The 19,653-nt window shown below is 58.5% G+C and carries 18 protein-coding genes; 9 read left to right on the top strand and 9 right to left on the bottom strand.

Annotated elements, in window-relative coordinates; translation table 11 throughout:
• Window positions 1-250: 250 nt before the first annotated feature.
• Genes zapD through IPJ12_13045 form a run of 4 tightly spaced genes read right to left on the bottom strand, consistent with a single transcriptional unit; the run spans window position 251 to window position 3,769 of the window.
• The gene (zapD, locus tag IPJ12_13060) at window positions 251-1,009 is read right to left on the bottom strand and encodes a cell division protein ZapD (protein MBK7648053.1); all 759 of its coding nucleotides are present in this window, start codon (window positions 1,007-1,009) and stop codon (window positions 251-253) included.
• Between the two features lie 60 nt (window positions 1,010-1,069).
• Entirely contained in the window at window positions 1,070-1,693 is a 624-nt protein-coding gene (locus IPJ12_13055; protein ID MBK7648052.1) for a dephospho-CoA kinase, read from the bottom strand.
• Entirely contained in the window at window positions 1,690-2,400 is a 711-nt protein-coding gene (locus IPJ12_13050; protein MBK7648051.1) for an SPOR domain-containing protein, read from the bottom strand. The genes IPJ12_13055 and IPJ12_13050 overlap by 4 nt, the downstream gene beginning before the upstream one ends.
• Window positions 2,401-2,404: 4 nt before the next feature.
• Window positions 2,405-3,769 (bottom strand): TrpB-like pyridoxal phosphate-dependent enzyme, encoded by a 1,365-nt coding sequence (locus tag IPJ12_13045; protein MBK7648050.1) that lies wholly within the window; start codon window positions 3,767-3,769, stop codon window positions 2,405-2,407.
• Between the two features lie 168 nt (window positions 3,770-3,937).
• On the opposite strand from IPJ12_13045, the gene IPJ12_13040 reads away from it, so the two are divergent.
• The 3 genes from IPJ12_13040 (at window position 3,938) to IPJ12_13030 (ending at window position 8,959) form a co-directional block, all read left to right on the top strand.
• Window positions 3,938-4,492 (top strand): DOMON-like domain-containing protein, encoded by a 555-nt coding sequence (locus IPJ12_13040; GenBank protein MBK7648049.1) that lies wholly within the window; start codon window positions 3,938-3,940, stop codon window positions 4,490-4,492.
• On the top strand, window positions 4,489-5,703 hold the full coding sequence (locus IPJ12_13035) for a DUF1343 domain-containing protein (protein ID MBK7648048.1): 1,215 nt from the start codon (window positions 4,489-4,491) through the stop codon (window positions 5,701-5,703). The genes IPJ12_13040 and IPJ12_13035 overlap by 4 nt, the downstream gene beginning before the upstream one ends.
• A gap of 148 nt (window positions 5,704-5,851) precedes the next feature.
• Complete coding sequence (locus IPJ12_13030) at window positions 5,852-8,959, top strand: PhnD/SsuA/transferrin family substrate-binding protein (GenBank protein ID MBK7648047.1); 3,108 nt, start codon at window positions 5,852-5,854, stop codon at window positions 8,957-8,959.
• Here the strand turns inward: IPJ12_13030 and IPJ12_13025 are convergent.
• The 4 genes from IPJ12_13025 to ftsY are packed head-to-tail and all read right to left on the bottom strand — an operon-like array spanning window position 8,944 to window position 13,061.
• Entirely contained in the window at window positions 8,944-10,548 is a 1,605-nt protein-coding gene (locus IPJ12_13025; GenBank protein MBK7648046.1) for an FAD-dependent oxidoreductase, read from the bottom strand. The two genes, IPJ12_13030 and IPJ12_13025, sit on opposite strands and share 16 nt — an antisense overlap.
• Entirely contained in the window at window positions 10,541-11,440 is a 900-nt protein-coding gene (locus IPJ12_13020) for an ABC transporter permease (protein MBK7648045.1), read from the bottom strand. Before IPJ12_13020 ends, IPJ12_13025 begins: the two co-directional genes overlap by 8 nt.
• Window positions 11,437-12,087, bottom strand: a complete 651-nt coding sequence (locus tag IPJ12_13015) for an ATP-binding cassette domain-containing protein (protein MBK7648044.1) — start codon at window positions 12,085-12,087, stop codon at window positions 11,437-11,439. The genes IPJ12_13020 and IPJ12_13015 overlap by 4 nt, the downstream gene beginning before the upstream one ends.
• Entirely contained in the window at window positions 12,084-13,061 is a 978-nt protein-coding gene (gene ftsY / locus IPJ12_13010; protein ID MBK7648043.1) for a signal recognition particle-docking protein FtsY, read from the bottom strand. Before ftsY ends, IPJ12_13015 begins: the two co-directional genes overlap by 4 nt.
• A gap of 129 nt (window positions 13,062-13,190) precedes the next feature.
• On the opposite strand from ftsY, the gene IPJ12_13005 reads away from it, so the two are divergent.
• Genes IPJ12_13005 through IPJ12_12980 form a run of 6 tightly spaced genes read left to right on the top strand, consistent with a single transcriptional unit; the run spans window position 13,191 to window position 17,577 of the window.
• Window positions 13,191-14,549 carry an insulinase family protein gene (locus tag IPJ12_13005; protein MBK7648042.1) on the top strand — a complete coding sequence of 453 codons (1,359 nt, stop codon included), beginning with the start codon at window positions 13,191-13,193 and terminating at the stop codon, window positions 14,547-14,549.
• Between the two features lie 17 nt (window positions 14,550-14,566).
• Window positions 14,567-14,971: a hypothetical protein gene (locus tag IPJ12_13000; protein ID MBK7648041.1), complete on the top strand. Its 405-nt coding sequence runs from the start codon at window positions 14,567-14,569 to the stop codon at window positions 14,969-14,971.
• Window positions 14,938-16,257 (top strand): insulinase family protein, encoded by a 1,320-nt coding sequence (locus IPJ12_12995; protein MBK7648040.1) that lies wholly within the window; start codon window positions 14,938-14,940, stop codon window positions 16,255-16,257. Before IPJ12_13000 ends, IPJ12_12995 begins: the two co-directional genes overlap by 34 nt.
• On the top strand, window positions 16,254-16,808 hold the full coding sequence (rsmD, locus tag IPJ12_12990; protein MBK7648039.1) for a 16S rRNA (guanine(966)-N(2))-methyltransferase RsmD: 555 nt from the start codon (window positions 16,254-16,256) through the stop codon (window positions 16,806-16,808). The genes IPJ12_12995 and rsmD overlap by 4 nt, the downstream gene beginning before the upstream one ends.
• Window positions 16,805-17,299: a pantetheine-phosphate adenylyltransferase gene (gene coaD / locus IPJ12_12985; protein ID MBK7648038.1), complete on the top strand. Its 495-nt coding sequence runs from the start codon at window positions 16,805-16,807 to the stop codon at window positions 17,297-17,299. The genes rsmD and coaD overlap by 4 nt, the downstream gene beginning before the upstream one ends.
• Window positions 17,300-17,319: 20 nt before the next feature.
• Window positions 17,320-17,577: a YfhL family 4Fe-4S dicluster ferredoxin gene (locus IPJ12_12980; GenBank protein MBK7648037.1), complete on the top strand. Its 258-nt coding sequence runs from the start codon at window positions 17,320-17,322 to the stop codon at window positions 17,575-17,577.
• Window positions 17,578-17,685: 108 nt separating this feature from the next.
• Here the strand turns inward: IPJ12_12980 and IPJ12_12975 are convergent, their stop codons facing one another.
• Window positions 17,686-19,635, bottom strand: coding sequence for a dynamin family protein (locus IPJ12_12975; GenBank protein ID MBK7648036.1), 1,950 nt, complete (start codon window positions 19,633-19,635; stop codon window positions 17,686-17,688).
• Window positions 19,636-19,653: the final 18 nt, after the last annotated feature.

The following is a 19,653-nucleotide window of genomic DNA, read 5'->3' as shown; positions in this document are numbered from 1 at the left end:
GAAATGCAAGATAAAACCCGGCAAAAGATCAATAGTGGAGAGCATGTTGACGGCCGCCTCACGCCAATGACAAATGCAATCTCAGACTACTGCAATTACATGGCAAAAACAATGAGCGATTGACGTATAGACGACCAAGCAAGCAGCACGCTTAAAGCACCGGAGGCAAGCCAAAATCAGCAGGAAGCAGAAAGAAAAGGGGGAGGCGGCTAAACGCGAAAAGCGCAGCTCGACTTGGGGCCTAACCGGCCTAAAGATTACAGAAGGTCAGATCGAACGCGACGTCGCGCTCGCAGCTACGCGCCTTGATTTCACCGGCCGGCGGCTTGGTGAAACGAATATTCAGGAAATACTTGTTGGCGCTGACTTCGGGGATGGCCTGTTCCTCGGCACTCAAGGTGACACGAACCATTTGCGCCGCCGAACCACTCAGATTGAGCTGAAACTGTCCGTTGGTAGCAGCGTAGTTTTTGGGGCGACCACTGGATCGCAGCAGGCGCAGGACAATCGTTGCCGCATCACGCAAGGGCAACATCGGCTTGGTCCACCCCTCCAGCGCGCTGCGCCGAACTTCACTCGGGCGATGCAACCACCAGTGGTAGGACGGCAGATCAAATTCGCAGACGCCACCTGGAATTGCCGCCCGGCTCTTGATACCCATCAACCAGTCGTTTTCGCGCAGGTACTGGCCAATCTTGCCGGTCATGCCAAGCAATGCGGCAGATGACTGCTCGATTTCATAAAGCGCACCAGAAAGCGCTTCTTCGGAAATTTCGGGATTATTGCGAAAGGCCAGCAGGGTTTGACGCTGTCTTTCCAGTTCCTGAATCAGATCCATCTTGAGGTCGGCGCGACCGGCCACTTCAAGAATTTCAAACAGGGAAACGAGTGCCGTATGGTGCTCAAGCGCACCGTCATCCTGCGCAAAGTAGGCGGATTTTTCGAACAGGTCCTCGAGACGCAGCAGTGTGCGGATGCGCTCATTGAACGGGTATTCGTAAGTAATCACGCGGCGAGGGTCCGAAGAAACGGAAAATTATGTTTATTCTGAGCTATTTGCAGGCAAATCTCAACAGCTTGCTTTAAGTTTTTCACCAGCCAGTGCCAGATACTTTAAATGCAAGGCATTAACCTGTTCGTAAATTTTTGTTCTCAGGCCATCATTAACAACAACGTCATTTGCAGCAAAAAGTCGTTGTTGACGCGTTGCCTGCGCCGCCATGATGGCCTTTACCTCGTCAACCGACAGACCATTACGCTCAATGACACGCTCGATTTGAACACTTTCCGGGCAGTCAACCACAACAATCCGGTCGCAACGCTCGTTGTAATTGCCCGACTCAACCAATAGCGGGACAGCCAAAATAACATAGGGTTCGGTCGCGGCCAGACAACGCTCTGTCGATATCTGTCGAATCAGCGGATGCAGGATTGCCTCAAGCCTTTCCCGGGCCGAGGGATCTGCGAATACCCGTTGACGCACGGCCGATCGATCCATGGCCCCATCTTTTCCAACAATTTCCGGGCCAAATTCGGCGACCAATGCCGGCATTGCCGCGCCGTTCGCCATGGTCAGTTCGCGGGCGATCACATCGGTGTCAACCAGGCCCGCCCCCAACCCAACGAAGGCATCCGCCACCGTACTCTTGCCACTGCCGATCCCCCCGGTCACCCCGACGATGAAATCGCTCACTTGCAAGCCTGCAGTTGAACCTTCGGAAGCGCATCAGCAACCGCTGCCAGTAGCGCCGGCTTTTCGGACGCCAGGCCTCTGGCCTGCAAGTTCACGACGCTATCCTTGCCGGGGCGAGGTCCGGCCGCCGCCGAGCGAACCCCCTTGGCTTTCAGTTCAGCCAAGCGATCCTGACTGCCTTTTTCGGTAGAGAATACCCCCAGCGAAATGGCGAACCGATTTGGGCCATCCTGGATAACAAAGAAATCCTTGACACCGAATTCACGCAACTCGGCAGCCTTCTTGTCTGCCTCTGCCTTGTTGGGCTGAGGGGAAACGAATACCCACCAACCGTTTCCCTCCGCGGCAAGCGTCTTGCGAATCAACTTGAAGCCCGAAAAACGCTTCGCCAACAAGACCGAAAGGCGATCAGCATCGGCCACCGAAAGCTGGCGCCAGGCAAGGCAGACCGGCGTGGTGTCCGCCTTTGTCTCCTTGATCGGCGCTTCCGGCTCTTGCGCGGCTTCCGGCTTGGGGTCTTCAACCGCTGGCTCGGGCTTGGGGGAGATAACCGGCGCTTCGCCGCGCGAGACAATCTTCATACGTTCCGGTACGACTTGTTGATTGACTCGTTCAGAATCCGGATTTTCCGCGCTGCCGAAGTAGCCGGCGCCAAACGCATAGAACAGAAGATTGCCCAGCACGAGCAGAAAAACAAGGATTTTCACAGGCTCAACCCACCTTTGGCAAATGCTTCAGGGATTCGGCAATGGCCTCTTCCGGATAGTCAAAATCCTCTAGCTGTCCGGCAAAAAACTTGTCGTAGGAAGCCATGTCAAAGTGACCGTGGCCGGTCAGGCTGAAGAGGATTGTTTTGGCTTCACCAGTCACCTTGCATTTCAGCGCCTCGTCAATGGCAGCGCGAATGGCGTGGCATGACTCGGGCGCAGGAATGATGCCTTCGGCGCGGGCAAACTGAACGCCCGCCTCGAAGGTGGCAACCTGCGGCACGGCCTGCGCCTCGATCAGGCCATCATGGAGCAGCTGCGAGACCAGTGGCGAATCACCGTGGTAGCGCAGGCCGCCAGCGTGGATGCCCGGCGGCATGAAGTCGTGGCCGAGCGTGTACATTTTCATGATCGGGGTGTAGCCGGAAACATCGCCGTAATCGTAGGCGTAATGCCCTTTGGTCAGGGTCGGGCAAGAGGTGGGCTCGACCGCGACGCAACGCAGCTTGGTCGCGCGCTTGTCACCTGCCGCCTTGTCGGCGAGAAACGGAAAGGCAATGCCGCCAAAACTGGAACCACCGCCGCAAGGGCCGAAGATCACATCCGGGTAGAGACCGATTTTATCGAACTGCTTCTTGGCCTCAAGACCAATAACACTCTGGTGCAGCAGCACGTGGTTGAGAACTGAGCCCAAGGTATAGCAGGTGCCAGGATCGGCGGCGGCCTCTTCAACCGCTTCTGAAATCGCCAATCCGAGCGACCCTTGATTATCCGGATCGGCAGCCAGCGCCGCACGACCCGCATTGGTCAGGTCACTCGGGCTGGCGAAGACCTCCGCCCCCCAGGTCTGCATCATCGAACGACGGAATGGCTTCTGCTGATAGCTGACCTTGACCATGAAAACGCGCACCGGCAGGCCAAACATCTGACCGGCGAAGGCAATCGACGAACCCCACTGACCGGCGCCGGTTTCGGTGGTCAGGCGTTTGGTGCCTGCAATCTTGTTGAAGTAGGCCTGCGGCACGGCAGAGTTCGGCTTGTGCGAACCAGCGGGCGAAACGCCTTCGTATTTGTAGAAAATCTTGGCGGGCGTACCGAGCGCCTGCTCCAGACGCAGCGCCCGACAGAGCGGGGCGGGACGCCACAGCGCGTAAATCTGACGGACTTCCTCGGGGATGGCGATCCAGCGCTCGGCTGACATTTCCTGCTCAAGAATCGGCCCGGGGAAAATGGCGCCCATTGCTTCCGGCGGCACCGGGTTGCCATCGGGCCCGAGTGGCGGGGCCGGCGGATGTGCCAGATCAGCAACCACGTTGTACCAGTGGGTTGGGATATCTTCTTGGTCTAAATTGATGCGCAGCGGGGTCACTTTTCTCTCCCGGAAAGCATTTGTTGAAAGGCGGTAAGTTACTCCAAATGCCCTGTCCGACCAAGGGCGTATGCGGATTTTGGCCATTTTTCGGTGTTGACCGCAGCAACATCCGGAACAAGCAGTTAAAGTACCGCCTGCCTTCCGTATTCACCGCCCGACGCCACCTTGAACCCAGCGCACCACGCCACCCTGAGTTGTCATCAAGCCAGCCCTTGTAGCGCCATCGACTGCATCGAAATCGTGGTGCACGGCAACGCTGCCGGCGGCCTTGATCTGTCATTTCGCGTGAGCGGAAGGACTGAAGACATCCAACTTCCCCTCGCGCAGCCTTCCGGCCCCGCTGACAATCTTTGGCAGCACACCTGCTGCGAAGCCTTCATTGCCACGGTCAACCGGAAAAAATACCAGGAATTCAATTTTTCCCCCTCGGGCCAGTGGGCAGCCTATCGTTTCAACGATTACCGGGAACGTGATGCCGACTTTGTCCCTGCCGCAGCACCGCTGATCTCCCTTCAATCACGACCCGATGGCTTCCAGCTTGATGCATCCATCGCCCGCGAATTGCTGCCTGACGAGCAGACGCTGTTACTAGGCATCAGCTTGGTGATCGAAACTGCCGACAGCAGCAAAAGCTACTGGGCACTTGAACACGGTGCGCCGCAACCCGATTTTCATCTCCGTCAGAGCTTCGCGCTGACCTTCCACCGAAACATGCCATGACACAGCCCATCCAGTTTGGCCTTGACCGCCTGCTTGCCGACCCGGACCTGCGCCGAACGCTGGCCGGCAAGCGCATCGCCCTGCTCGCCCACCCGGCATCGGTGACCGCCGACTTGACCCATTCGCTCGACGCCCTTGCCGCGCTGCCCGACCTCAAACTGAGTGCGGCCTTCGGGCCCCAGCACGGTCTGCGCGGTGACAAACAGGACAACATGGTCGAGTCACCCGACTTCCTCGATCCGCAACTCGGCATTCCGGTCTTCAGCCTTTACGGTGAAGTACGGCGGCCGACTGATGCGATGATGGACAGCTTCGACGTTTTGCTCGTCGATTTGCAAGACCTTGGGTGCCGTATCTACACCTTCATCACCACGCTGCGTTACGTGCTCGAAGCCGCGGCCAGGCATGGCAAAAGCGTCTGGGTGCTCGACCGCCCCAACCCGGCCGGCCGGCCGATCGAAGGCCTGACGCTGCGCGAGGGCTGGGAGAGTTTTGTCGGCGCCGGCGCCATGCCGATGCGCCACGGCCTGACCATGGGCGAACTTGGCCAATGGTTCATCGCCACCCTGAAGCTCAATGTCGATTACAAAGTGGTCACGATGCAAGGCTGGCAGCCGGATACCGCGCCCGGCTACGGCTGGCCACTCGGCGAACGAACCTGGATCAACCCCAGCCCGAACGCACCCAACCTGTGGATGGCCCGCGCCTACGCCGGCACAGTGATGCTCGAAGGCGCTACGCTGTCCGAAGGACGCGGCACGACGCGCCCCCTGGAACTGTTCGGCGCACCTGATATCGATGCGCGCGCCGTTCTTGCTGAAATGCGCCGCTTCGCCCCGCACTGGCTGCAAGGCTGCAAGCTGCGCGAATGCTGGTTCGAGCCAACTTTTCACAAGCATGCCGGCAAGCTTTGCAACGGCCTGCAGATTCATGTCGAAGACGCCAGCTACGAGCATGCCGCCTTCCGCCCCTGGCGCTTGCAGGCGCTAGCCTTCAAGGCCATTCGTCGGCTCTACCCCGATTATCCGCTGTGGCGTGATTTTGCCTACGAATACGAACATGACCGGCTGGCCATCGATCTCATCAACGGTTCGCCACTGTTGCGCGAATGGGTGGACGATTCAGCCTCGGCAGCAGCCGATCTGGATCGGTTTGCCAAGGCCGACGAGCATGCCTGGCAGGAACAAATCAACGATTTCATGCTCTACTGACTTAAAGGCAAATGTCTATGCCATATGGAAATAACCATTCGTGAGTATTGCCAATTGCGACTATCATAGGATATTGCTGGCAAGGTCCAATGGGGTCGGTGTGCACGTATGCTTCCATAAGGTGGTCGATCATTGGCTTTGGCGAGCCATGGCGATACTTGGCCTGATATTCAGCTTGGCATTTGGCCTGTCGCAGGCCAATGCGGACGAACAACCGTCAGCCGCAATCATGGAAGCGAGTACCATCCCCGCGGCGACTCCCGCGGTCAACGGTAAAAAACCAGCCAAATTCGCAATTCTGGCCTTTCGCCCCCAGCCCGAAACCATCGCACGCTGGCAACCGCTGATCGACTACCTCAACAACGCCAATCTCGGCCGACGCCTTGAGCTGGTCGCTCTTGGCCAGAAGGACCTGGAAGCCGCCATCCGCGAAAAGCAGGTCGACTTCGTCCTGACCCAACCCGCTCACTACATTTTGCTCGCCCAACGCGAGGGCTTGCTGTCACCACTCGCCACTCTGATCGAAAAACTGGGAGACAAACCCTTGCCCAGTATTAGCGGCGTCATTGCCGCCCGTTCAGACCAGAAGGACATTCAGAGCCTTGCCGACCTCGCCGGCAAGCGCATTGCTGTCAGCAGCAAGGCCGAGCTGGGTGGCTACATGGCGCAAGCCTATGAAATGATGCAGCGGGGAATCCAACTCCCGGACGATGCCAGGATTCTCGAAACAGGGCCATCCCAGGATCAGGCAATCGTCGAATTGCTGGCCGGCCATGCCGACGCTGCCTTTGTGCGCACCGGCCTGATCGAAGCGATGGAAAAAGACAAGAAGCTGGACGCCCGACGCCTGCGCATCATCAACGCCAAGGAAGACGACTATCCCCTGATCCACTCGACCCGCCTGTATCCGGAATGGCCGCTGGCGGCCATGCCCTGGGCGGATGAACGCTTTGCCCGGCAACTCGCTGCTGCCATTCTGACCTTGCCCCACAACGGTGATGTCGCCATGGCCGCCAACATTTACGGCTTCAGCATTCCCGCCGACTACCGCCCGGTCGAGGATTTGTTGCGCAAAATGCGCTTCCCGCCTTTCGACACTGCCCCCAATGTCAGCTTGGCCGAGGTCATTGCACAATATGCTTGGGTGGTTGCGATCGTCACCCTGCTGATTCTGGGCGCTGTCCTGCTCGCCGTTTTCATACTGTTCAGGAACAATCGGCGCCTCAAGGCCGAGCGCGCGCGCAACAAGCAGACCATGGCGGAGCTGACCTCGACCGAAGCCCGCTTTCGTGCCATTTTCGAAAATGTCGATGCCCTGTCCATTCAGGGCTATCTGGTAGATGGCACCGTTGCTTACTGGAACCACGCCTCGCAAACGCTTTACGGCTATACACAGGAAGAGGCGCTGGGAAAATCATTGCTGGAACTGATCATCCCGCCGGCGATGCATGAAGGCGTGCACAATGCGGTGCAATGGATGTTCGAGCACAAGACCGGCATTCCGGCGGGTCGAATGACGCTGCGCCACAAAAATGGACAACCTGTCGAGGTGTATTCCAGTCACACCATTCTGGATACGGCCGATCGCGGCCCCATGATGTTCTGCCTGGATATTGACCTGGCCGATCTGGCCAGCGCCGAACGTGCGCTGATCGAGAGCGAAGCGCGCCAGCGCATGATATTTGAAACACTGGGGGAAGGCATTTTCGGGACCGACCTCTACGGCGTCTGTTCCTTCATGAATCCAGCCGGTCTGGCACAACTGGGGTTCGAGGAAAAAGAGGTGCTGGGCCGAAATTCCCACACCTTGTTCCATCGCCATCGATCTGATGGAAGCACGTATCCGGAATCTGAATGCCCAATCCGGCTTACCGCCCAGGATGGCAAACTGCGCCGGACGGAAGATGTATTCTGGCGCAAGGACGGGACAGCCTTTCCGGTGCGCCTGACGATAACCCCCAAACGGCACGATGGCGTCGTTACTGGCGTCGTTGTTGCCTTTTCGGACATCAGCGAGACCTTGCGCCATGCCAAGGCGCTTGAAGAGCACCGACAAAACCTGGAAAAACAGGTCGAACAACGCACCGCACAGCTCGAAATTGCCCGTCAGGCAGCGGAGGCATCGAGTCGTTCGAAGAGTGCCTTCCTCGCCAACATGAGCCACGAAATCCGCACGCCGCTCAATGCGGTTCTCGGCATGGTTTACCTGTTGCGTCGCGACAACCCGACCCCAGTGCAAATCGATCGCCTCGACAAGATCGACAATGCTTCGCAGCATCTGCTCGCCGTCATCAACGATATCCTCGATATTTCAAAGATCGAAGCCGGCAAGCTGCAGCTTGACGAGACCAAGGTCGATATCAACAGCATTCTCAAACGCGTCACCTCTGTCCTCGGCGAACGCGCCCACGAAAAAGGGCTGGAGCTTTTGACCGAATCCGACCCCTTTGAACACACGCTGATCGGTGACCCGACGCGCATCATCCAATGCCTGATCAATTACACCGCCAACGCCATCAAGTTCACGGAACGGGGCAGCGTCACGATCAGAGCCCGTCGCCTCTCTGAAAACGCCGACGGCGTTCAACTCCGCTTTGAAGTCGAAGATACCGGCATCGGCATTGCCGAAGAGTCCATCCCTCGCCTGTTCGGTATTTTTGAACAGGCCGACAGCTCAACCAGCCGTAAATTCGGTGGCACCGGTTTGGGCCTGGCCATTACTCGCCGCCTCGCCGAACTGATGGGGGGCCGCGTTGGCGTAACCAGTCGCCTTGGCGCGGGCAGCCGCTTCTGGTTCAGCGCCCGACTCAAACCCGGTGATGAAGCCATGGATGCGCTGACCTCAACCTTTGCCGGCCTTTCAATGCAAGCGGTACACGACAGTCTGGCCGGACGCCATCTGCTGGTCGTTGAAGACGAACCGATCAACCGCGAAATTGCCTTGGAACTGCTCCGCGAATACGACATCACCGCCGACACGGCCGAAAACGGCCGCCAAGCCCTCGACATCCTCAAAACGAAGACCTTCGACCTTATTCTGATGGACATGCAGATGCCTGAAATGGATGGGCTGGAGGCAACTCGTCATATCCGGGCCCAGTCGCAGTACACGCTGCTGCCCATCATTGCCATGACAGCCAACGCCTTCGCCGAGGATCGCGAGCGTTGCCTCGATGCAGGCATGAATGACTTCATCGTCAAGCCGGTTGACCCGCAAGACCTCAAGATGTTGCTGCTGCACTATCTGGCGTCGTAGCGCCGCATTACCCGCTCGGCCGCCAGGACACCACGATACTGCGCCTCTTCAAACAAAGAGAATCCCGACAAATCGGCATGGGCCAGGCTGATGTGCAGGTTTTCAAAATTGGCCATTTTTTCCCGTTGACCGTGGAACAGGCTGCCCGGCACCGGACGACGCATGGCATGGCCATGCCGGAAGACATCGAGGCGGGTCGTCAGCTTGCGGATATCCGGATGCACCCGCTCCAACTCGGAAAGAATACCTTCCGCCCACGCTTCGCGCGGGGTATCTAGCAGCAGGCGTCGCCCCTCGGCTGGCGCCACATCGTGAAGCGCCCGGTAGTAGGTCAAAACCGTACCGGTCAGCCGGCGGCGAATCAGTTGATGCGTGGCGCTCACGTAACCAAGACCGGGGCTGTCGTAGAAAACGTTATCCCATGCGGCCGGCGCACCCAAGCGCTCCTCCGGCAAATCCGAAAGATGCAGGTTGGCGACCAGCCACGGCGCGTAATCACCTGCCAGCGCCGCCAATTTCAATGCCTCTGGAATGCCCGGCCAGACGCGCGGCAAGACAAAAGCGGGCGCCGCCCAAATCAATTGCTGCGCCTCGAAGCGGATGGATTTTTCACCGACCAAGGCATCGACCGAAACACCCGACTTTCCTTCTTCAATATGCCAGACCATAGCCCCGGTAAGCACGCGTGCGCCAGCCTTGCGGGCCAAACCACGTGCCAGCCAGGCATTGCCCTCCGGCGCCGTCAGCACCGCATCGTTCGCCGCGTTGCCAGCCTCTCCGTTACGACAGGCAAAATAGTGCAAGCCGGCCCAGGCCGATACCTGATCATGCGCCATACCGAAGTCGTCGCGGCAAGCATAGTTGGCAAGCCAGTGCACAGTCTTCGCCGTGAAACCGTTTTCGTTCAGCCATTGCGCAAAGGAAATCCTGTCGAGCTCGCGCCACGCCGGGTCACTGCTGGATAAGGCCATGGGAATGGCAAAGGCACGCCGACCATCCCGACCAATCGCCCGCTTGAACACTTCCATCTGCTGCTGAAAGCGCTTCTGCTGCGCACGCTCGGCTGTATCCAGGCCGCGATGGGGCAGCAAACCCTCTTCCCAGAAGCCATTGCGGTACACCCGCTCCTGCGGCGTCGCGCACAGATAACGTTCGTCGTAAATTGGCCTGAGCGCCGCCGGATCACCCTGCAAAACACCCAGTTCAGCCAGCAAGTCGCGGACATGTACGGCCTCACGCGTCGGTAGCGGCAGGTAATGCGCGCCCCACGGATAGGCGACAAGCTGTGATTGTCCGGCACGCGAATTGCCACCGACTTCACTTTCCATTTCCAGCAACAAAAAGTCGTCGACCGCAGCATTGGCCAGTTTCCAGGCTGCCGATAGCCCGGAGATGCCGCCACCAACGATCAGCACGCCGGTCTTTCTCGTTTCGGAAGGCGGCGGAAAACCGCCATCGCGCAGGCGATGGCCAAGCGCGTGATTCATGCCCAGCAAGTCGCCAGGCGGCAAGGGATGTTTGGCAGCGGGTGAGCATCCGGTCAGGGCCGCGGCCCCGACGATGCGCAAAAATTCCCGCCGATCAGTCAAATTTACGCAGCGACAAACTGACGGAAAGCTGGGCTCCTATCCAGCCCAGCAAGGCACCCACCCCGGCCAGCCCCAGAATCTCGCTCAGCCCCGGCAAGCGCAAGGCAAAACTGCCACCGTAGAGGGTCGCCAGTTCGCCCACCGGCCCGGCCAGCATGCGCAAGGCACCGACCACCAGCAGCGCTGCCAGCAAGCCGCCAAGTGCGCCCTGCAAGGCGCCGAAATAATAGAACGGCCGGCGAATGAAGCCATCGGTCGCACCAATCATCCGCGCCACCTCGATTTCTGCCGACTGCGCCATCACCTGGAGGCGGATGGTGTTGAACGTCACTGCCACCAAGCCTGCGCCAAACAAACCGGCGAGCATCCAGAGTGCCAGCTTGCCCAGCCGCAAGAAGGCATCGAAACGCTTCACCCAGGCCGAATCCAGCTGGACATGTGCCACTTTGGGCCAGCCGGATATTTCCTTGCGCAGGACTTCGAGCGCTTCCGGCTCGGTATTGGCCGGCTCGACAATGAAGGCATCGGGCAGTGGATTGCGCGGCAGACTGGCAACGATTTCAGCCATGCCTTCGCTCGATTGCATGTGCTTCAGTGCATCCTCCTTCGGCACGAAACGCCACTTGCCATTCGCTGCCTGGCGCAACCTGCTTTCGATTTCACCGATTTCCTTCTTGCCGGCATCGAGGCTCATGAACAGGCTGATCTGCTGCACACCGGAGGCGCTGTTGCCGAGCGTTCGCAGATTATCGAGCGCCACATAACCGAAAGCCGGCAAGGTCAGCGCGATACCGATAACAAGCAGCGAAAGCAAGGTATTGAGCGGCGTCGCCCATAGCCGGCGAAAAGCCAAAGCCAGCGCGGCGCGATGAAGTGAAAACCACTGGCTCATAACAGGCGCCCATGATCAAGGCGCAACACATTCGGGTGATAACGCTCGATCCAGCTCTGGTCATGCGTGGCAACCACCACAGTGACACCGACGCGATGGAAGTCAGCAAAAATCTCCAGAATTTCGGCCCCGGATTCGACATCAAGGTTACCAGTGGGCTCATCGGCCAGCAGGACCGTCGGACGATTGACCACGGCCCGGGCGATCGCCAGCCGTTGCTGCTCTCCACCGGACAACGCAATCGGATTGGCTTTTTCGCGAAGGAGCAGGCCCACCTTGTCGAGGGCGGCCTGCGCGCGACGAATCGCCTCGCGACGCGGCAGACCGGCGATCTGTAGCGGCAACAGGACATTGTCGAGGGCGTTGCGGTCGAACAACAGTTTCTGATTCTGAAAAACCAGTCCGAAGTGACGCCGGACGTGCGGGATGGCGCTGCGCCGCATGGCTGACAAATTCTGGCCATTGACGACCAGGCTGCCGGAAGTTGGTTTTTCGATGGTCGACATCAGCTTGACCAGCGTCGTCTTGCCGGCGCCAGAGTGACCAGTGATCAGCACCATCTGTCCGGCTTCGATTTGGAAACTGACATCCTTGACGGCTTCGAATCCGCCCGGATAGCGCTTGCTCAGGTTGCTGGCAACAATCATTGCTCGAACATTGCATCCACAAAATCACGCGCCGAGAAAGGACGCAGATCGTCGATCTGCTCACCAACACCAATGAAACGGATCGGTTTGGGGCACTGTCTGGCAATCGCCGTCACCACACCACCCTTGGCTGTTCCGTCGAGTTTGGTCAGCACCAGTCCTGTCACTTTGATCGCCTTGTCAAAAGCCTTGACCTGCTGCAGGGCGTTCTGGCCGATGTTGGCATCGAGCACCAGCAGGGTTTCGTGCGGACCCTCCGGGTCGATTTTCTGAATGACGCGGCGTACCTTGGCGATTTCTTCCATCAGATGCAGCTGCGTCGGCAGGCGACCTGCCGTGTCAGCCAGCACAATGTCGATCCCACGCGCCTTGGCGGCCGAAATGGCGTCGAAAACGACGGCTGCCGGATCACCGTTGTCCTGCGCGATCACCGTCACGTTATTGCGCTCGCCCCAGGTTTCCAGTTGTTCGCGAGCCGCCGCGCGGAAAGTGTCGCCAGCCGCCAGCAGCACCGTCTTGCCCTGAGTCTGGAAATATTTGGCCAGCTTACCGATTGACGTTGTCTTGCCGGCACCATTCACGCCGGCAATCATGATCACGAAAGGCTTGTGTGTCGAAATATCGAGCGGTTTTTCAAGCGGCGACAAGGTTTCGAGCAGGGCATCGTGCAGTGCTTTCTGAATAGCCTCAGGCGTATCCAGTTTGTCGCGCTTGGCAGCTTTTTTCAGCTCATCAAGCAGGTGCTGGGTAGCCTCAATGCCACAATCACTGGTCAGCAACAGGGTTTCCAGTTCCTCCAGGAGCTCATCGTCAACCTTGCCGCGCGAAAAAATGGTTTTGAGCTTGCCGCCCCACTGGGCACGGGTCTTGGCCAGCCCCTTGAACAGGCGCTCGCGCCAACTGGGCGCAGCGGGTGTTTCAGCCGCAACTTCGGCTTTCTTGTCGGTAGCGGATTTTTTCAGGAAACTGAACATGGGAATAGTTGTCTCAAGCGGGGTCTGAAGCCTTGCTGACAGGCGGGCGGCAAGCCGTTAAGATGCCGTCCGGATCGATGCAAAATCAACCTCCAATTCTAGCAGAAAGCCCCGCTCACGCCCTTTGCCATGCGTATCAAATACCTGCTCCCCGTCTTGCTTGCTGCCTCGCTGTCTACCGCAGCTTTCGCCAACCCCTTTGAAACAACGCTGAAAAACGGCCTGCGCATCATCGTCAAGGAAGACCACCGCGCGCCGACCGCAGTACAAATGGTCTGGTACCGCATTGGCAGTATCGACGAAGTTGATGGTCACTCCGGCGTCGCCCATGTGCTCGAACACATGATGTTCAAGGGCACGCCGAGCGTCGGCCCCGGTGAATTCAACAAGCGCGTTGCCGCGGCCGGCGGGCGCGACAACGCCTTTACCAGCCGCGATTACACGGCCTACTTCCAGCAGGTACCCAAGGAAAAACTGGACGAGATGATGGCGCTCGAAGCGGACCGCATGCGTCATCTGAACGTGGATAAAAAGGAATTCGCCCAGGAAATCAAGGTCGTCATGGAGGAGCGCCGCATGCGCACCGACGACAATCCGCAATCCAAGCTGTTTGAGCAGATGAATGCCGTCGCCTTTCAGGCTCACCCCTACCGCCGACCGATCATCGGCTGGATGAACGATCTCGAAACAATGACCGCCGCCGATGCCAAGGCCTGGTACGACACCTGGTACGTGCCGAACAACGCCTACGTAGTCATTACCGGCGACGTCGATCACAAGGCCGTGTTCGCGCAGGCGGAAAAATACTACGGCCCGCTTGAAGGGCGTGCCCTGCCTCTCCGCCGCCAGCAGATAGAACCTCGGCAAGAAGGCCCACGCTCCGTCACCGTCAAGGCCCCGGCCGAATTGCCAATACTGATCATGGGCTACAAGGCGCCAATCCTGCGCGACATCGAGCGTGACAGCGATCCCTATGCACTGGAAATGCTCGCCTCGATTCTCGATGGCCACGATGCAGCCCGCTTCAACAAAAAGTTGGTACGCGAGGAGAAGGTCGCACTGTCAGTCGGTATCGACTATGACAACACGGCGCGCGGCCCGGGCATGTTGTACCTGCACGGCATACCCTCGGAAGGCAAAACGGTGGCCGATCTGCAAGCCGCCCTGCGTGCCGAAATCACCCGCGTCCAGAAAGACGGGGTCAGCGAGCAGGAACTCAAACGCGCCAAGGCACAACTGCTGGCAGGGCAAGTCTACAAGCTCGACTCCATGTTTGGCCAAGCCATGGAAATCGGCCAGATCGAGGCGGTCGGCCTGCCTTACCAGAAAATCGACCGAATGCTTGAAAAGCTGCAGTCCGTCACTGCGGCCGAAGTCCAGGCCGTCGCCAGAAAGTATTTTGACGACGACGCCCTCACCATTGGCCTTCTTGATCCGCAACCGCTCGATAGCAAGCCGCGTCGGCCGGCTGTTGCCACTCGCCACTGAGCCAGGAAACCATGCCCTTGCCGTGGAAAATAATCCTCACCAGCGTGCCGTGGAGCGACGTACTCGGCAAGGCGCCGATCATCGCCGATGGCGCCAAGAAGCTGTGGAAGGGCATGAGCCGCAAGAATGGCGACGGCTCAGGATCAGATTTGATGGCAGAACCCAATCTTTCGCCCGATGCCGATCTCGCAACAAGGCTGGCAGCGCTGGAAGCCGTCCAACGGAAATTGCGTACGCAAATGCTCGCTTCCGGTGAACTCATCCAGGCGCTGAGCGAACAAAATGCACTGCTTGTGGCGCAAGTTGATAATTTCCGTCGGCTCGCCCGGCGCCTGGCCTGGGGCCTTGCCTTGACGGCAGTCGTCGCTTGCCTTGCCCTGCTTTTTGCATGGCAACCCCGCTTAACGGAGTTTTTCGCATGAAAAGACTGTTGACCGCAGTAATCGTCCTGATGATCTCGCAAGTCGCATTGGCTGGCGTCAAGATCGAGCACTGGGTTTCACCCTCGGGCGCCCGCGTTTATTTTATCGAAAGTCGCGTCTTGCCAATGCTAGACGTTCAGGTCGACTTTGCCGCTGGCTCGATGTTCGATCCCGCGGGCAAATCAGGTACTGCAGCCCTGACCCGCGGCACCCTGGACCTCGGGGCCGGCAAGCTGGATGAAACCGCCATCGCCGAGCAGATGGCCGACATCGGCGCCAATCTTGCCGGCGGCGCCGACACCGACCGTGCCAGCGTCGCCTTGCGCACCCTGTCGGCCAGGGACAAGCGTGACCCGGCACTCGACATCCTGAGAAGCGTACTGCACGCCCCACGTTTCGATGGCGCCATCTTCGAACGCGAAAAGGCGCGCACCATTGCCGGCCTCAAGGAGGCCATGACCCGCCCCGACAGCATTGCCGGAAAGGCGTTCTGGGCGGCGATGTACCCGAATCACCCCTACGGTCGCCAAGCCACGCCAGAAAGCATTGCATCACTGACTCGCGATGACCTTACCGCCTTCTACGCCCGCTATTACAACGCGGCCAACGCCAGCATCACGCTGGTGGGCGACATCTCCCGCAATGACGCCGAGAAAATCGCCGAGTCCATCGCCGCCGGCCTGCCCAAGGGCGAACCGGCCGCGCTCCCAGCCATACCGGAAAAGCCACAAAAACGTCTGATCCAGCTTGCCCACCCGGCTAGCCAGGCCCATGTTTTTATCGGCCTGCCGGCGATAGAGCGAGGCAATCCTGACTACTTTCCGTTGCTCGTCGGCAACTATTCCCTCGGTGGCGGCGGCTTCGTCTCGAGGCTGATGAAGGAAGTCCGCGACAAACGCGGCTACGCCTACAGTGTTTACAGCTATTTCTCCCCCATGAAGCAGACTGGCCCGTTCCAGATCGGACTGCAAACCAAGCGTTCGCAAGCCGGGGACGCCGTCAAGGTTGCCCAGGACGTCCTGAATGGCTTTCTGAAGGACGGGCCGACAGAAGAAGAACTGACCGCCGCCCAGGCCAACCTGACCGGCAGCTTCCCACTACGCCTCGACAGCAACAAGAAGCTGCTCGAGAACGTAGCGGTGATCGGCTTCTATGGCCTTCCACTCGATTATCTCGACCACTACCAGGCCAGGGTTCAAGCAGTAACGGCCGAGCAGATCAAGCAGGCATTTGCACGCCACGTTCGTCCGGAAAACCTGATCACGGTGACGGTAGCCGCCGATTGAACTCGGTCCGTATCATCGGCGGCGATTATCGTCGCCGCGCCCTCAAGTTTCCCGACAGCGAAGGCCTGCGCCCAACGCCGGATCGTGTACGCGAAACACTGTTCAACTGGCTCGGGCAGGAACTGGATGGCTGGCACTGCCTGGACCTCTTTGCCGGCAGTGGGGCGCTCGGCTTCGAAGCGGTTTCGCGTGGCGCAAGCAGGGTGGTGATGGTTGAACAAGCGCCCAAGGTGCTCGCCGCGTTGCATGAAAACCACGAAATGCTGCAAAAACCGGCATCGATGACGATCATTCGCGCGGATGCGCTACAATATTTGGCCTCGACGAAGGAAAAGTTCGACCTGATCTTCCTCGATCCACCCTACAAAAAAGGCTGGATTGCCCGCCTGGAGCCACTCCTTCCCGGCGCCCTGAACGAAGATGCAGCGATCTATGTCGAAGCAGAACATGAAATCGAATCGCTTGGCGAATGGCGCACCGTGCGTCATGGGCGGGCGGGCGAAGTACACTATCAATTGTTGCGACGAGATGCGGGCGGGGAAACAGATTGAAGAAACTTAATCATCGCGTTGCGATTTATCCGGGCACCTTTGACCCGATTACCCGGGGTCACGAAGATCTCGTCCGTCGTGCGTCGACGCTCTTCGACAAGTTGATTCTGGCCATTGCCGAAAGCCCGTCCAAGCAGCCTCGCTTTCCGCTCGCGGATCGTGTGGCCATGGCTACCGAGATTCTCGGCGATCTTTCCAACGTCGAAATCGTCGGCTTCAACTCACTGCTGATGAACTTCGTGCATGAGAAGGAAGCCAAGGTCGTGGTCCGCGGCCTGCGCGCCGTTTCCGACTTCGAATATGAATTTCAGATGGCCGGAATGAACCGTAGCGTGTATCCGGAGGTCGAAACCGTGTTTCTGACCCCGGGAGAGCAATACATGTTTATCTCCGCTACCATGGTGCGTGAGATTGCGCGCTTGGGTGGCGATGTCAGCAAATTTGTGCAACCTTGTGTCGAAAAGCGCCTGCGGGCGAAAATCACAGCTTAACCGAAAGAGGAAGATCAGCTATGTCTCTAACTATTACCGACGAGTGCATCAACTGCGACGTTTGTGAACCGGAATGCCCTAACGAGGCCATTTCCCAGGGTGAGGAAATCTACATCATCGACCCGAACAAGTGCACCGAGTGCGTTGGCCATTACGACGAGCCGCAGTGCGTTCAAGTCTGCCCGGTCGATTGCATTCCCAAGGATGCGAACCACGTCGAATCCGAAGACATGCTGTGGGTCAAATATGAAAAGCTGACCGGCAACAAGCGCGCCTGAGCTTTTTCACCGCGCCATAAAAAACCCGCGAATTTCGCGGGTTTTTTATTTTTCAGTTTTGGCTGTTTTTTCCGGTTGACCGCAGCAATGCCCCCGAAGACCGCAAAATCAGGCCGCCTGCAATTCCTGCTTGTTGAGCGGCACCAGCATGTCCTGAACCCGGCCGACAATTTCCTCCAGGCCTTCGATCTGTTGCTGCAGGCTCTTTTCAACGCCCTCAAGCTCAGCAATACGATCTTCCAGCGTATCGGTCGCCTGATGGATGCGTTTGATACTTTCAAGACGACGCTTTAGCTGGATCTGATGCTCGCGAACCTGGGTTTCCATCGGCGCCATGATGGCTCGCAGCCATATTTCGGCATCGCGATTGGCGTGTTCGAAAGCACGCCGCACCTGAGTCGCCACTTCCTCAAAGAACTTCTGCGTGATGTTCTTCTTGTCATGAGTCAACAAACTGACCATGGTATTCAGGTGATCGTTACACCAGGCCTGCAATCGATCGAGCTCCTTTTCGTAGCGAAGCAGGGAGAACGTCGTTGGCGACCCAAGTTTGAGGCCATGCTCGATGGCAAATTTCTTGTACACCGCTTCCATCATTGACAGGATTTCGCCGATCTCGCCATTTGACTTGGCCAGCGCATCACGCGAACCCGTAAAGAAAGCGGCCATCGCATCTGACAAGGATTTGGAGAAGGCAGCATCCAGCATCGCTTCGCGGGTTTGGTGGGTCAACTGGCGCAACACGTCGAGACCGAGATGGCTGAACAGATTGTTGGTCAGCGTCGAAAAAACACTGCGCACGGCGTAGTAGCGCTGCAGGCCGGACTCGAACTCATCCTTTTCGGCGCGAACCTTGCCCATCATGTATTCGACCACGCCCTTGTTCTTGCCACGCAGTTCGGTCAGTTCGGTCAATTGCTCACGCAGGCCCAGCAAGCGTGAATCGAGCAGAACACGCACCCGACGGGTGACATCGCCAAACTCGCTTTCGGTGCTATCGCAAACGATATCGCGCTTGGCCGGAATCAGCTCTTCGGAGAGTGCTGCCTCCAGCTGGGGCAGACGGCTCTTGGCGAGCAAGGCATCATCGCCGTTGATCTTGGCGACCAGCCCTTTTTGGGCCGAAACCGGGAAAATCTGGCTGGCCGGCAACTCAAGCAAGTTGGCGCTGGTATCGGCCTGACGCTGAATTTCGGCATCGATTTCCGCCTCGGTCTTCAGTTCGTCCCACTGCCCGTCGATCTTGTTCAGCACCACCATGCGCCCGCGCTTGGCCATGCCACCACCGCAAATATGTTCGCGCCAGATCGCCATGTCCGACTGCGTGACACCGGTATCCGCCGCCAGAATGAACAGCACGGCGTGGGCATTCGGCAGCAGCGACAGCGTCAACTCCGGTTCGGCGCCAATTGCATTCAGGCCCGGGGTATCGAGAATGACCAGCCCCTGCTTGAGCAGCGGGTGCGGGAAATTGATCATCGCATGACGCCAACGCGGCACTTCAACCAGGCCGTCGTCACCGATTACGTACAAATCAATCTGGCCGCTACCAACTTCGAACCCAAGTCGGCCAGCCTCTTCAGGCGTCACCCGTGTCGTTTCACTGACATGGCGCAGCGCATCCTGCATGGCATCCGCCGATTCGGTATCGAGATCCACCTTGGTCCACTCATCAGCAAAGCGCTTGTACTCGCTGACACTGGAATTGGATGCACGCGTCTGGATCGGCAACAACTCGATACAGGGCAGCTTGTTGCCGTCAAACAGCAGTTCTGTCGGACACATCGTCGTCCGGCCGGCCGAAGAGGGCAACATCCGGTTGCCGTAATCGGCAAAGAAAATGGCGTTGATCAGTTCCGACTTGCCGCGTGAGAACTCTGCAACGAAGGCGACGTTAAGGCGATCTTCGCGCAAGCGTTCAAGCAGTTGTGTCAGCCGCAGATCGCTCTGGGCATCGGACAATTCGTTGTGATTCAGCCAGCTCTGCAACTCGCCGATATTGGTAGCGAGACGGGAGCGCCAGACGGAATAGGCGGCAAATTGATTGGCGAGCGACATAACGGTATTTCCGGAGGC

It is taken from the genome of Betaproteobacteria bacterium (assembly GCA_016709965.1).
Taxonomy (GTDB): domain Bacteria; phylum Pseudomonadota; class Gammaproteobacteria; order Burkholderiales; family Rhodocyclaceae; genus Azonexus; species Azonexus amarohabitans.
The sequence above is the reverse complement of the archived record's forward strand: the minus strand, read 5'-3'. Positions and strand labels throughout refer to the sequence as shown.